Genomic DNA, 14,210 nt, shown 5'->3' with positions numbered 1-14,210 from the left:
GCGATAACAGGTGCTTTAATCCACAACATCCTCGAACTGGCTGTTGTACAGATCGGCGTAGAAGCCGCCGGCATCGATCAGCTGGTCGTGGGTGCCCTGCTCCACAATGTCGCCGTCCCGCATCACAAGGATGAGGTCGGCGTCCCGGATGGTGGAAAGGCGGTGGGCAATAACAAAGCTGGTGCGGCCCTCCATCAGGCGGTCCATGGCGGTCTGGATGCGCTGCTCGGTGCGGGTATCCACGCTGCTGGTAGCCTCGTCCAAAATCAGGATGCGGTTGTCTGCCAGAATGGTACGGGCGATGGTGAGCAGCTGCTTCTGTCCCTGACTGACGTTGGAGGCGTCCTCGTTCAGTTCCATCTGGTAGCCGCCGGGCAGGGTGCGGATAAAGTGGTCGGCGTTGGCTGCCTTTGCGGCGGCGATCACCTCTTCATCGGTGGCGTCCAGCCGGCCGTAACGGATGTTCTCCATGATGGTGCCCTTGAACAGCCATGTGTCCTGCAGCACCATGCCAAAGCCCTCGCGCAGAGCGCTGCGGTCAAAGTCCCGCACATTGTGGCCGTTCAGGGTGATGGAACCGGCGTCCACATCGTAAAAGCGCATCAGCAGCTTGACCATAGTGGTCTTGCCCGCGCCGGTGGGGCCTACAATGGCTACCTTCTGACCGGGCTGCACCGTGCAGCTGAAGTCGTGGATAACAGTCTTGTCCGGGGTGTAGCCGAAGCGTACATGGTCAAAGGTGACCTGTCCGTCAATGTCGGCGGGGTCGGCGCGGCGGGCAGGGTCTGCCAGCTGTTCTTCCTCCGGCTCGTTCAAAAACTCGAATACCCGCTCGGCGGCAGCGGCCATGCTTTGCAGCATATTGGATACCTGCGAAAGCTGCTGGATGGGCTGGGTAAAGTTTTTGACGTACTGGATAAAGGCCTGAATATCACCAATGGTGATGACCCCGTTTGCGGCAAAAATGCTGCCCACGATGGCCACCGCCACATAGCCCAGGTTGCCCACAAAGTTCATGATGGGCATCATCAGGCCGGAGAGGAACTGGCTCTTCCATGCGGATTCGTACAGCTTATCGTTGGCGGCGTTGAAGTCTGCCAGCACCACAGCCTCCCGGTTAAACGCCTTGACTACGTTGTGACCGGCGTAAACCTCTTCTACCTGACCGTTGACCACGCCCAGCGTGGCCTGCTGTGCCTTGAAGTACTTCTGGCTGAACTTGACCACCACCAGCACCAGTGCCAGCGATACCGGTAAGATCAGCAGAGCGATCAGAGTCATGCGGGGGCTGATGGAGAGCATCATCACCAGCACACCGATCATGGTGGTCACGCTGGTGATCAGCTGGGTGATGCTCTGGTTCAGGCTTTGACCCAGCGTGTCCACATCGTTGGTGATGCGGGAAAGTACCTCGCCCACGGTGCGCTTTTCAAAGTACGCCAGCGGCAGACGGTTGATCTTTTCACTGATCTGGCGGCGGAAGTCGTAGCAGACCTTCTGGGAAAGGCCGGTCATCAGCCAGCCCTGAATAAAGCTGAAAGCGCTGCTCAGCAGGTACATTCCCAGCAAAAACAGCAGAATGCGGGCGATATACACAAAATCAATGCTGCCGGTGCCGCGCAGCCGAGCAATCCAGCCGGTGGCAAGGGCGGTGGTGGCTTTTGCCAGCACCTTGGGGCCTGCAATGTTGAAGATGGTGGAAAGAACAGCAAACAGCATGGCTGCCGCAAGGGGCAGCTTGTAGTGGCTCATGGTGCGGATGAGCTGCCGCAGCGTGCCTTTAAAGTCCTTGGCACGCTCGGTGGTGGGACGTCCGGGTCTGGGCATATCACTCACCCTCCTTTTCCGTATTCAGGGTATCCAGCGCAAGCTCCTTCTGGCTCAGCTGGCTGCGGGCGATCTCCTGATATTCCGGGCAGCTGACCATCAGCTGGGCATGGGTGCCCTTGCCCACCAGCTTGCCCTCGTCCAGCACAAGGATCTGGTTTGCGTGCAGCACGGTGGAGATGCGCTGTGCCACAATGATCACGGTGGCGTTGTCGGTCTGTGCCTTCAAAGCGCGGCGCAGCGTTACATCGGTCTTGTAGTCCAGTGCCGAGAAGCTGTCGTCAAACAGATAGACCTTGGGATTTTTGGCAATTGCCCGGGCAATGGAAAGCCGCTGCTTCTGGCCGCCGGATACGTTGGAACCGCCCTGTGCAATGGGGCTCTGGTAGCCCTCGGGCTTTGCCTCGATAAAATCAGTAGCCTGCGCAATGGCGGCGGCTTTGTGCACCTGTGCGTCGGTGATATCCTCGCCGCCGAATTTCAGGTTGCTGTCAATGGTGCCGCTGAACAGCACACCCTTCTGGGGCACATAGCCCAGCAGGTCGTGCAGCTGTGCCTGCGGCATCTCGCGCACGTCAATGCCGTCCACGGTTACCTTGCCGCCGGTCACATCGTAAAAGCGGGGGATCAGGTTGAGCAGGGTGGACTTGCCGCAGCCGGTGGAGCCGATGATGGCGGTAGTCTCGCCGGGCTTTGCAGTAAAGCTGATGTGTTCCAGTGCATCGCTGTCCGCACCGGGGTAGCGGAAGCTCACATCCTCGAACTGCACCACGCCCTGCCAGTCGGTGTGCGCCTGTGCAGCTTTTGCGGTGGCTTCGTCCGGGTCGTGGATGGAGGTTTTGGTGCGGATGACCTCGTCGATACGATCCGCAGCCACACCGGCGCGGGGCAGCATGACGGCCACCATCGCCAGCATCAGGAAGGACATGACGATCTGCATGGTGTAGGTGATAAAGGCGATCATCTCGCCCACCTGCATGGTGCCGGCGTCCATAGCCTTGCCGCCGAACCAGACGATGAGCAGACTGGTGCCGTTCATGATCAGGGTCATAAAGGGCATCATGGCCACCATAGCGCGGTTGGTAAACAGCTGGGTGCCCATCAGTTCCCGGTTGGCCTTATCAAAACGCTGCTCCTCAAACTTTTCGCGGCTGAAGGCGCGCACCGGCATGATGCCGGTCAAAATTTCGCGGCTGACCAGATTCAGCCGGTCCACCAGCTGCTGCATCACCTTGAATTTGGGCATGGCAACGCTCATCAGGAAAATGATGAGCAACAGCAGGATGGCCACGTCCAGCACCACGATCCACGAAAGGCCGGAGCTGCTGCCCACAACGTGCAGCACACCGCCAATGCCCAGAATGGGCGCATAGGCCACCATGCGCAGCAGGATGACGCAGACGAACTGCACCTGCTGGATATCGTTGGTGGTGCGGGTGATGAGGGAGGCGGTGGAAAAATTCTCGATCTCTGCATTGGAGAAGCCGATGACACTGGAGAAGGTTTCCCGGCGTAGGTCACGGCCGATGGTGGCGGATACCCGGGAGGCAAGGAAGCCCACGGCCACAGCCACGGCCACCATCAGCAGGGTGAGCGCCAGCATCTGGCCGCCCACCCGGAAGAGGTACTGCATCTGCACATCCTGCGCAATGCCCTGTGCCTCGTATTCCAGCTGCACCAGCAGCAAAGACTGGCTTTTCAGGTTTTCCAGCAGGGTGCTGTCCAGCTGGCTCATGGCACTGTCCAGCTGCTTTTGCAGCATACTGCGGTCAAAATCGGGCATCTGGCTCATGGCGGAAAACTGGCTGCAAACGGTGTCCAGATCTGCTGCCGTAGGGGTGACGGTCTCGGTGTCGGTGTCCGCAGCGGCAGAGGGCATCTCGGCAAGGCCGGTCATGCCCATGCTGTTCTGCCCGGCGGGGGTGTTGGCGGCCTGTGCGGCAGCCATATACAGCACGATGTCCGGGGTGGTCACGGCATCTTTCAGTGCGGTGCGCTCGTCCTCGGTCAGGTCGGAGCGCAGCTGCAACACGCCATCGTCCTGCAGGTAGTACTGGTAGGCGTTTTGCAGCTTTTGTGCATCCTCTTCGCTCATCAGCAGGCTCAGCGCGTCCAGCGTACTCTGGCGCACCGTCTGGGGCAGGGGGCTTTCAATGCCGCCCTGCTGGATGCCGGTGTCCACGATCTTGCTGGTGTAGTCCGGCAGTGCAAGGTCACAGTACGCCTGCACGAACAGCAGCGCGAACACCACAAGGCAGACCGCCCAGTGCCGGGCCAGCTGCTTAAAGATCTTTGTCATGGTTCGTTTCTCCCTTCGGGTCAATGTTGCGCGCGGCATTTTCCGCAAGAATGGCATCCATCAGCGCGCCGCGCAGCGCGTCCATCTGGGCTACCTGCTCCGGCTCTAACCGTGCCAGCACGCTGGCAAAGTAGTCGCGCAGAGCCTGCTCACACTGGTGGCACAGCTCATACCCTTTGGGGGTGATGCGCACCAGCGTTTTGCGGCGGTCGGCGGGGTCCGGCTCCCGCACCACGGTGCCATCCTGCTCCATCAACCGCAGCCCGCGCGAGACCGCCGGCAGCGGCTGTCGGATCTCCCGGGCAAGGTCAGAGACATAAATGGCACCGTCCTTTCCGTGGCAGTTGATGGAATGCAGCAGGCCTTCCAGCATATTAAAGTGGCATTTGGGGCAATCGGCCAGCGCCGCCCGCATCCCGGCCTTGAATGCCTTGCTCAGCTGCCCGATATAGTGGCACATCCCCTGAAAGCTGGGGGTGCTTGGCTCGGACACAACAGTCCCTCCTCGTTTGCATTTTTCAAATACTTAACAGCTGTTAAGTATTAACGCCTGATAAGAATATTCCTTTTGCAGCGGGATTGCAAGAGAATGGGGAAATATTAAACAAAAATTCACAAAAAACTTGTAGGCTTTGTCAATGCGCAAATCGGCTCTCGCTGCATAGAAATAAAGGACAGGCAGAAACGGAGGGTGCGGATGGAGCAGGGATTCCAAGTGTTGTTACAGGTATTCGGCGGATTGGCGCTGTTTTTATATGGGACGGACAGCCTGTGCAGGGCAGTACAGCAGGGAGCGGGCAGGCGGCTGCGCAGCCTGCTGGCGCGGTGCACCGCAAACCCGGTGGCGGGACTGCTGACCGGGGCGGCGGTCACAGCGGTGCTGCAAAGCAGCTCGGCGGTCACGGTCATGGTCATTGCCTTTCTGGCGGCGGGGCTGTTGCAGCTGCGGCAGGCGGTGCCGGTGGTGTTCGGGGCAAATATCGGTACAACGGTCACGGCACAGCTGCTGGCGTTCCGGGTGGAAAGCTGGCGGTATCTGCTGCTGTTTGGCGGGGTGCTGCTCTGCCTGGCCTGTAAAGACTGGCGGGGACGCTGCGTGGGCGAGGCAGTGTTCGGCTTTGGACTGCTGTTCGAGGGCGTCACGGTGATGCGCAGCGCCATGGAACCGCTGCTGCAAAGCCCGCTGCTCCGGCTGGAGCTTGCCCGGGTGCAGCAAAGCCCCCTGCACGGACTGCTGGCGGGCGTCTGCATGACCTTAACGGTGCAAAGCAGCTCTGCCACGGTGGCGCTGCTGCAAAGCATGGCGGCGCAGCCCGGGGCAGACGGCGTACACAGCCTGCTGGGGTTGACGGCGGCTATCCCCATTCTGCTGGGGGATAACATCGGCACAACCATCACAGCGGTGCTTGCCGCCATCGGGCAGGGAAGAGATGCCAAGCGGGTGGCGGCAGCCCACGCCATTTTTAACCTGAGCGGAGCGGCGGTGTGCTGCGCACTGCTGCAGCCCTTTGCGGCGCTGGTGCGGCTGTGCTCGCCTACGGGGGCAGAGTGCGCGGTGATCGCCCGGCAGATCGCCAACGCGCATACCCTGTTCAACGTACTGTGTGCGCTGGTATGGCTGCCCCTGACCGGGCAGATGGTGCGGCTGGTCTGCGCGCTGTTGCCCGATAAAAATCGCCCGGAAGAACGGTTGTAAACCGGAGCGGGGAATGGTATACTGAAGCAGATGATACTATTATATATAAAGGATGGAATGCAATGAAACGGAAAATCGGCAGGCTGTGCATGGTGCTGGGTGCGGTGCTGATCTTATGCGCCGCCGGGCTGCTGGGCTACAACCGGTGGGATGCCGCCCGGGCAGAAAAGGCTTCGCAGGAAGTATTGAGCGAACTGGAGCAGACCATGCAAAAGACCATCACGGAACACCGGCGGGAAAACGAGACCGCAGCCCCACAGCCGATGCTGGACCCGGCGCAGGAAATGACCACCGTGGAGGTGGAAGGGCGCGACTACATCGGAGTGCTTTCCATCCCGGCGGCGGGGCTGGAGCTACCGGTCATGGCGCAGTGGAGCTATGCGGGGCTGAAGGTCGCTCCCGGGCGCTACAGCGGCACCACCTATGCCGATGATCTGGTGATCTGCGGCCACAACTATGCAAAGCATTTCAGCCCCATCAAGTGGCTGGCGATCGGCAGCCCGGTGTATTTTACGGATGCGGACGGTCTGCGCTGGAGCTACGAGGTGGAGAGCGTGGAGACTTTGCATCCCACCCAGATCGAGGAGATGACCACCGCCACCGAGACGGACAACTGGGATCTGACCCTGTTCACCTGCACCTCCGGCGGCAACGCCCGATATGCGGTGCGTTGTGTGCGGACTGGTTATCCTGTCCGGGTGACGGACGCGGCAGAATAATGCTGGCGCAGAGGGACGATTTGGAATGCCCGCCGCGTGCGCTTTGGGCATAGTCAGAGGAAAATATATTTTTAATTCGGGATAGCGGAGCGTCTGCGGACGCTCCGCTATCCCATTTTCACGGGAAGGGGTCGTGATGAAAAACGGCAGCTATAACGCCTGTTTCCTGCGGAAATGCGGCGCTGCGGGGGACTGCCAAAGACCCGATTTCCAAGGAAAGTGGCTGCGAACGGTGTGAGCAGACTGGGGGAGCATACGCTGCTTTGGCGTAAAAAGTCTGCGAAAACGGTTGAAAGTCCTTTTTATGGTGTCCTAATTATGCGATACTGTGTTTACCGGGGAAGTCCCGGGTACAAAACAGACATACAGGAGGGAAACACCATGAAGGATTTTGAGTTGCGTTATGTGGGCAGTCATGTGGAGGTATACACCGGCAGTGGTGTGTTCCTGTTTTCAGCCGATACGGTGCGGGAGGCCATGGAGGAGCTGGCCGGGTAAGCGGGGATATCTTGCGCCCCGAGAAGGCATAATGTAAAATGTATGTAAAATAAAAGAAAGCTTTTGGTTTTACACCCGGAAACATGTTGCGAAATGTGTGGAAAAAGTAACTTTCCTGTAAAATAAACCTTGTTGAGACGCCCCCTTTGATGGTATAATAAAAATAAGCGGCTTCCGGAACAGTGCAGCGCTGTGCGTGCGTAAGGTCCCGGCGGCTGTGTGCTGTAAAGGATTAAAAGGGAAGTTTCATATTAGGAGTATCGTTATGGATATCACACACATTACCTCTCTGCTGGGCGGCGTTGCGCTGTTCTTGTATGGTATGTCCATCATGGGCGCCGGACTGGAAAAGCTGGCGGGCGGCAAGATGCAGGGCGTATTGCAAAAGCTTACCTCCTCTACCATCAAAGGCGTGATCTTCGGCACACTGATCACCGGCGTCATTCAGTCGTCGGCTGGTACGGTGGTTATTTGTGTCGGTCTGGTCAACTCTGGTATCATGACACTGACGCAGTCGGTAGGCGTGATCATGGGTGCAAATATTGGTACTACGGTAACAGGTCAGTTGATCCGCATGGCGGATATCTCAGGCGACAGCCTGTGGCTGACCTTGATCCAGCCCAAGACTTTTGCCCCTGTGGTGGCGTTTATTGGCTGCATTTTTTATGTGTTCCTGCGCAATGCCAAAAAGAAGAATATCGGTCAGATCATGCTGGGCTTCGGCATCCTGTTTACCGGCATGAGCCTGATGGATACCGGCGTGGCACCCCTGCGGGAGAGCGCAGCCTTTCAGAATCTGTTCGTCACTATGACAAACCCCATTCTGGGCGTTCTGGTGGGCGTGGTGGTCACCGTGATCATCCAGTCCTCTTCTGCCTCCGTGGGTATTTTGCAGGCACTGTCCAGCACAGGGCTTGTCACCTTCAGTTCTGCCATCCCCATCATTCTGGGTGCGCATATCGGTACGGCGTTCACCCCGCTGCTCACCATCGGCGGCTCTTCCAAGGATGGTAAGCGGGCCGCGCTCATCCACCTGTACTTCAACGTCATCGGTAGCGTGATCCTGCTGGCGCTGATCTATGCGGTGCAGTTCACCATCGGCATCCCTATGTGGGGCGATGTAATGAACAAGAGCTCCATCGCAAATATCCATACCATGTCCAGCGTGTGCGCCATGCTGTTGTTCCTGCCTTGCAGCGGGGTGCTGAGCCGCTTGGCGATGCTCACGGTGCCCAGCAGCGTGGAGGAAGCACAGGAGCTGAGCATGCCGGTGCTGGACGAGCGTCTGTACAAGAGCCCGGCTGTGGCTTTGCAGCAGGCTAAGAACGCGGTGATCAAGATGTCCCGCCGTGCCGCCCGCAACGTGGGTCTGGCCGCGCCGCTGCTTTTGAAGATGGACGAGGAGACCGTGAGTGCCATTAAGGTACGCGAGAACCTGATCGACCGCATGGAGGTGGAAATCACCAACTACCTGATCAAACTGACCGATCAGGAGCTGGGCGACGACGAAAGCCACGCGGTGACCGAGCTGCTGAATTTTGTCACCGAGTTCGAGCGTATTGGCGACTATGCCGTGAACATCATGGAAAAGGCCGAGGAGCTGTACGACAAGGAAGCCAGCTTCAGCGAGAGCGCCAAAAAGGAACTGCAATTGCTGGATGCCGCATTGGAGCGCATTCTGGTTCTGACGGACGAGGCCTTTGAAAACGATGATGTCCAGAAGGCTGCACAGGTGGAGCCGCTGGAGGAGATCATTGACGTGATGGTGGAGCGCCTGCGCGACCAGCACATCCGCCGCCTGAAGGACGGCATCTGCTCCATCGACACCGGCGTGGTGTTCCTGGATGTGCTGAACAACGCTGAGCGTATCTCCGACCACTGCTCCAACATCGCAGTGCGCATGGTGGGCATGGAGGCCGGCGATGATTACGACTCCCACACTCTGAAAAACATTATGCATCATAGCCCCAGCAAGGACTATATGCTGGAATACGAGCAGTGCCGCAAGGAATACCTTGTGCCGCTGGAAGAAATGGAAGCGTAAGTCATATTTATAACAGAGGCCGCTGCACATCGCTTGCAGCGGCCTCTTATACTTATTCCCCCAGATCCTCCAGCAGCAAGTCCAGCTCCCGAGGGCTGTTGACCACAAGCCCGCGCTTGATGCGCAGAGCATCATTTTCCGGCAGAAGATTGGTGTAGATACCGGTCACGCGGATCAAAGTGCCCGGGGTTCCATCGGCGCGGCAGGTGTACACCGCCACCCGTCCGCCGCTGTCCCGCAGGCAGTAGCGGGCGGCGTCCGTCTGGGGCACTGCCTGTGCGGCAAGGCTCAGGGGAGAGGTGGGGTCGGTCTCGGACCCGGCAGGGGTTTGGGACAGCGGCAGCTTTGGCAGCGCCATCCAGAACAGACTGAATACAATGGTGAATACGCAAAGCCCGTAGAACAGGCAGACAGACAGCTTGCGCATAAAAAACACTCCCTTTCTCTGCAAGTATGCCCCGTTTGGGCGGGAGACAGACAATTTTCACACGCAGATACTGTACTTTCCACAAGAGAGTGTGTTATACTATTTATATCTGCTCAGCGCACAAAGATTGGTTCTTGCCCGGCTTGGGCGTGCGTGCTATAATATGGTATTGCAGTTTGAAGTTTCGTGTCACAAACGATGTGGATAAAGCCCGGCGCAGCAATGCCCGGCAACAGTCTTGAAATGTCAGGAGGCGATCCCTATCTCCAACAATGAGATGAGAAAGATCCATCGGAGCGGCGAGGAGCAGCCTGCCCGCCCGATGGGACGTAAGGTCAATGTTTCCCAGAGCCGCCGCGAGGCACGCTCCGCAGCGGAAAACCGTACCCGCGCACCCAAGGCACCCAAAAGCCCCAAGCCGCCGAAGGAAAAAAGCAAACACCCCATTCTGCGGTTCATCGGCCGCACCCTTGCTACGGTGCTCTGCCTTGGCATCATGCTGGGCAGCGTGGTGGCCGTGGGCATGGTGTTCTATGTGGTGCAGGCTACTGCCAACGACGGCGACCTGCTGGACTTGGACAACATCCAGCTGAGCCAGTCCAGTATGGTGGTAGCTACCGACCCGGATACCGGCGCACAGGTGGAGTATGCCACCCTACGCTCCTCCAACAGCCATCGCGTATGGGCAGACCTTGAGCAGATTCCTTCCAACTTGCAGTATGCCTTCATCTGCACCGAGGATAAGGACTTCTACTCAGAGCCCGGCGTCAACTTCAAGCGTACCATCGGCGCAATGATCAACGAGTATCTGCTGCCTATCTACAGCTCCAAGCAGGGCGCATCCACGCTGGAGCAGCAGCTCATCAAGAACCTGACCGATGACAACAGCGCCAGCGGTATCAATGGTGCACTGCGCAAGGTACGCGAGATCTACCGCGCCCTCTGCCTGAGCCGCAGCTACTCCAAGGAGACCATTTTGGAGGCTTACCTGAACACCATCAGCTTTACCGGCACCATTCAGGGCGTGCAGACGGCGGCCAACGAGTACTTCAACAAGGACGTCAGTCAGCTGAGCCTGTGGGAGTGCGCCACCATTGCCTCTATTACCAAAAACCCCACCAACTATAACCCCTACACGAACCCCGAGAATCTGATCAACCGCCGCAACTTCATCATGTACAATATGTGGCAGCAGGGCGTGATCAGCGAGGAGGACTACCGCAACGGTGCTGCGCAGCCCCTTGTGCTGGCCGAAGAGGACAGCGGCAAAAAGCCCAGCACTGTCACTTCCTACTTCACCGATGCACTGTTCAACGAGGTCGTGCAGGATATCATGGCCAAAGAGGGCATCACGGAGTCCGAGGCGCAGAAGCTGCTCTACACCGGCGGCTTTACTATTGAAGCGACGGTCAACACCAAGCTGCAGTCCCAGATGGAGAACCTGATGCTGAACACTGATGATGCTTACTTCCCGGCGGGCTGGCATGAGGAAGAGGTCACCTCCATTTCGGACGATGATGTGCAGGTGTTCAACGAGGACGGCACCCCCAAGACCCGCACAGGCGAGGACGGCACCGTCTACTATTACCGCAACGTGCGCACGCAGGCTGCCATGGTTACGCTGGACTATGACGGCAACGTGCTGGCTATTGCGGGCGGCTTGGGCGAAAAGACCAAGAGCCTTTCCCTGAACCGCGCCTACAATGTGGAGCGGCAGACCGGTTCTACCATCAAGCCTATCGGCGCTTATGCGCTGGGCATTGAGTATGGTCTGGTCAACTGGTCCACCATGCTCAACAACTCCCCCCTGTACCAGAAGCAGGATATGATCATCCGGGACGAGGATTATTGCCGCAAGAACGGCCTGATGGGTCTCTCCGACAAGCAGCTCCGCGCTTACCCCAACGCATGGCGCAGCTGGCCGCGCAACTACGGCGGCAACTACGGTGATGGCAGCGATCTCCCGCTGTGGAACGGCCTTGCCCGCTCGCTGAATACCATCGCGGTGCGTGTGGGCGACCTTGTGGGCGCAAGCAATATCTTCAACTTCGTCTACAACACCTTGCAGCTGAATACGCTGGACCCCACCAACGACGTGGGTCTGGCGCAGATGGTCATGGGCAGCCAGACCAAGGGCGTTACCCCCATGGCACTGGCCGCAGCCTTCCAGATCTTCTATGATGGCGAGTACACCACCCCGCACCTGTACACCCGTGTGCTGGATCGGGACGGCAACATCTATCTGGAAAACAACGCCACCAGCTATCAGGCGCTGACCCCCGATACCGCTTATGTCATGAACCGTCTGCTGAAGAACGTTCTGTTCTCCAGTGTGGGTACTGCCAGCGGCCGCTACCCCAACTCCAACGGCATGGAAGCCTTTGGTAAGACCGGTACTGCCAGCGACGAAAAGGATCTGTGGTTCGTGGGCGGCACGCCCTACTATGTCACCGCTGTGTGGTGGGGTTACGATGCACCTTACGATATGACCAAGACCCTGTCCAAGCAGCAGGCCAAGACCCGCACCTGTGTGACCGCGTGGAAGGCACTGATGGAGCAGGCACAGGCAGACCTGCCCTATAAGGCATTCCCCACCTCCGCAGGCGTGGTGGAGCGCCGCTACTGCACCCAGAGCGGCCTGCTGGCCGGTGCGGGCTGCCCGAGCACTGCCGTGGGCTACTACCGCGCCGATGACCTGCCCGATACCTGCACCTACTCCCACGCAGCCCCGCAGGCTGCTGCCCCTACCGAGAACACAGACGGTGAAGTGCCCACCCAGCCGGTCATCCCCACCGATACCGGTGCGCTGGATACGGAATAAGGGTAAAAATCGTACTTTTTCGCCCCTTTGCTGAAAAATCCGGCAAGGACAGGGCGCACTTTACAAGACAAAACTGGACAAAGTGACAAAATAGCATCCGGGCTCTTGCATTGCAGGGGTTCGGATGCTATTATATTTTCTGCAAGAACACTTGTGTTTGAGAGGTGAACAAGTTGGAACGCCGTTTTTATCTGGTGGATGCGCAGGTGCTGCCGGAGGTCTTTCTCAAGGTAGTACGCGCCAAGGAGCTGCTGGCTAGCGGAGAAGCCCGCAGCATTTCGGCTGCGACCCGTGCGGTAGAGCTTTCGCGCAGCGCATTTTATAAGTATAAGGATTGTATCTTTGATTCCGAGAATGGTCGTGAGGTCATCACGGTCATGGCCACCCTGCGGGACGAGACCGGCGCGCTGCAAAGCCTTCTGGCTGGTATCAGCGCCGCAGGTGCCAGCATCGTGACCATCAACCAGTCCACCCCGGAAAACGGGGCTGCGCTGGTGGCGGTCACCATCCGCACCGATACCATGCAGATGTCCCCGGAGGAATTGACCGAAAAGCTTTCGCGCCAGCGCATGGTCGTGGGTGTGCGCTGTGGGTATAACCTGTAACAAAACAGGAAACGAGGGAAAGAGAGTATGGCTAAAATTGCAATTCTGGGTTTTGGCACGGTGGGCAGCGGCGTATACGAGGTGCTGTGCCGCAATGCTGCAAGTGTCTCCCGCCGGGCTGGCGAACCGGTGGAGGTAAAGTACATTCTGGACCCGAAGGACTTTACCGGCAACCCGGTGGAGCCTTTGGTGGTGAAGAGCATTGACGTGATCCTGCAGGATCCGGAGATCCGGGTGGTGGTGGAAACCATCGGCGGCACCCGCTTTGCCTACCCCTACGTCAAGGCGTGTCTGGAGAGCGGCCGCAGCGTGTGCACCTCCAACAAGGAGATGGTGGCAACCTACGGCGCAGAGCTGCTGGCACTGGCCAAGGAGCACGACTGTGCTTTCCTGTTCGAAGCCTCTGTGGGCGGTGGTACGCCCATCATCACCCCCATGCACCAGTGCCTGGCGGCTAACGTCATCACCGAGGTGGAGGGCATCGTGAACGGCACCACCAACTTCATGCTCACCAAGATGGTGCGGGAGGGCCTTGACTTTGAGGATGCGCTGCACATTGCGCAGGAGCTGGGCTACGCCGAAACTAAGGACCCCAGCGATGACGTGGACGGCCGCGACGCCTGCCGCAAGATCGCCATCCTGTCCTCTATGGTGTGCGGCCACCAGATCTACCCCCAGAACATTCCCACCCGTGGCATCCGGGCCATTACCGCCGCCGATGTGGCCAGCGCCGAAAAGCTGGGCTGCGTCATCAAGCTGATCGCATGGATGAAGCTTGGCAAGGATGGCAGCGTGGCCGCCGGTGTAGAGCCGTGTCTGGTACCCAAGGCAAACCAGCTGGCCAGCGTGGACGATGTTTTCAACGCGGTGCTGGTCAAGGGCGATATGCTGGGCGATGTGGTGTTCTACGGCAAGGGCGCAGGCAAGCTGCCCACCGCCAGCGCTGTGGTGGCAGATGTTGTGGATGCCCTGAAAAACGGCGCACAGGTGCACGACAGCCTGTTCTGGCAGCCTGCGGACCCGGTGGACGGCATGCTCACCGACCCGGCTCCCGCTGCATATTATGTGCGTGTGGCGGGCATTGCACCCGCTGTGGTGGAAGCCATCTACGGCTACGGCAAGGTGGTGGATGAGCGGTACGAGGGCTGCGCCTACTTTGTGGAGCGCGCCGACGAGCGTGCGCTGGCCGAGGCCGCGCGCAAGGTGGAGGCCGTGGGCGGCAGCGTGAAGCTGGTGCTCAAGCGCCTGCCCGAGGAAGTGTAACGGAAAGGAAC

The 14,210-nt window shown here is 58.9% G+C and carries 10 protein-coding genes; 6 read left to right on the top strand and 4 right to left on the bottom strand.

Features of this window, described 5'->3' with window-relative positions; all coding sequences use genetic code 11:
* Nucleotides 1–15: 15 nt before the first annotated feature.
* Genes WMO44_RS05085 through WMO44_RS05075 form a run of 3 tightly spaced genes read right to left on the bottom strand, consistent with a single transcriptional unit; the run spans nucleotide 16 to nucleotide 4,619 of the window.
* Entirely contained in the window at nucleotides 16–1,827 is a 1,812-nt protein-coding gene (locus WMO44_RS05085; RefSeq protein ID WP_349151952.1) for an ABC transporter ATP-binding protein, read from the bottom strand.
* 1 nt (nucleotide 1,828) lies between these two features.
* Nucleotides 1,829–4,126 (bottom strand): ABC transporter ATP-binding protein, encoded by a 2,298-nt coding sequence (locus WMO44_RS05080; protein ID WP_349151951.1) that lies wholly within the window; start codon nucleotides 4,124–4,126, stop codon nucleotides 1,829–1,831.
* Entirely contained in the window at nucleotides 4,110–4,619 is a 510-nt protein-coding gene (locus WMO44_RS05075; RefSeq protein WP_349151950.1) for a MarR family winged helix-turn-helix transcriptional regulator, read from the bottom strand. The genes WMO44_RS05080 and WMO44_RS05075 overlap by 17 nt, the downstream gene beginning before the upstream one ends.
* Before the next feature lie 204 nt (nucleotides 4,620–4,823).
* Between WMO44_RS05075 and WMO44_RS05070 the strand changes: the two genes are divergently transcribed.
* From WMO44_RS05070 to WMO44_RS05060, 3 genes are all read left to right on the top strand, one after another.
* Nucleotides 4,824–5,822 (top strand): Na/Pi cotransporter family protein, encoded by a 999-nt coding sequence (locus WMO44_RS05070; protein WP_349151949.1) that lies wholly within the window; start codon nucleotides 4,824–4,826, stop codon nucleotides 5,820–5,822.
* A gap of 62 nt (nucleotides 5,823–5,884) precedes the next feature.
* Nucleotides 5,885–6,541: a sortase gene (locus WMO44_RS05065; protein WP_349151948.1), complete on the top strand. Its 657-nt coding sequence runs from the start codon at nucleotides 5,885–5,887 to the stop codon at nucleotides 6,539–6,541.
* Between the two features lie 763 nt (nucleotides 6,542–7,304).
* Complete coding sequence (locus WMO44_RS05060) at nucleotides 7,305–9,083, top strand: Na/Pi cotransporter family protein (RefSeq protein ID WP_349151947.1); 1,779 nt, start codon at nucleotides 7,305–7,307, stop codon at nucleotides 9,081–9,083.
* Nucleotides 9,084–9,135: 52 nt separating this feature from the next.
* Here WMO44_RS05060 and WMO44_RS05055 read toward each other — a convergent pair whose 3' ends face one another.
* A complete protein-coding gene (locus WMO44_RS05055) occupies nucleotides 9,136–9,510 on the bottom strand; it encodes a hypothetical protein (protein ID WP_349151946.1) in 375 nt (124 codons plus the stop codon).
* 277 nt (nucleotides 9,511–9,787) lie between these two features.
* On the opposite strand from WMO44_RS05055, the gene WMO44_RS05050 reads away from it, so the two are divergent.
* From WMO44_RS05050 to WMO44_RS05040, 3 genes are all read left to right on the top strand, one after another.
* Nucleotides 9,788–12,331, top strand: a complete 2,544-nt coding sequence (locus tag WMO44_RS05050) for a transglycosylase domain-containing protein (RefSeq protein ID WP_349151945.1) — start codon at nucleotides 9,788–9,790, stop codon at nucleotides 12,329–12,331.
* A gap of 164 nt (nucleotides 12,332–12,495) precedes the next feature.
* Nucleotides 12,496–12,936: an ACT domain-containing protein gene (locus tag WMO44_RS05045; protein WP_005923329.1), complete on the top strand. Its 441-nt coding sequence runs from the start codon at nucleotides 12,496–12,498 to the stop codon at nucleotides 12,934–12,936.
* A 27-nt stretch (nucleotides 12,937–12,963) separates the two neighbouring features.
* Nucleotides 12,964–14,199 carry a homoserine dehydrogenase gene (locus WMO44_RS05040; protein ID WP_055184962.1) on the top strand — a complete coding sequence of 412 codons (1,236 nt, stop codon included), beginning with the start codon at nucleotides 12,964–12,966 and terminating at the stop codon, nucleotides 14,197–14,199.
* Nucleotides 14,200–14,210 lie beyond the last annotated feature (11 nt).

The sequence above is a fragment of the Faecalibacterium tardum genome, from assembly GCF_040096515.1.
Lineage (GTDB): Bacteria > Bacillota > Clostridia > Oscillospirales > Ruminococcaceae > Faecalibacterium > Faecalibacterium tardum.
The sequence above is the reverse complement of the archived record's forward strand: the minus strand, read 5'-3'. Positions and strand labels throughout refer to the sequence as shown.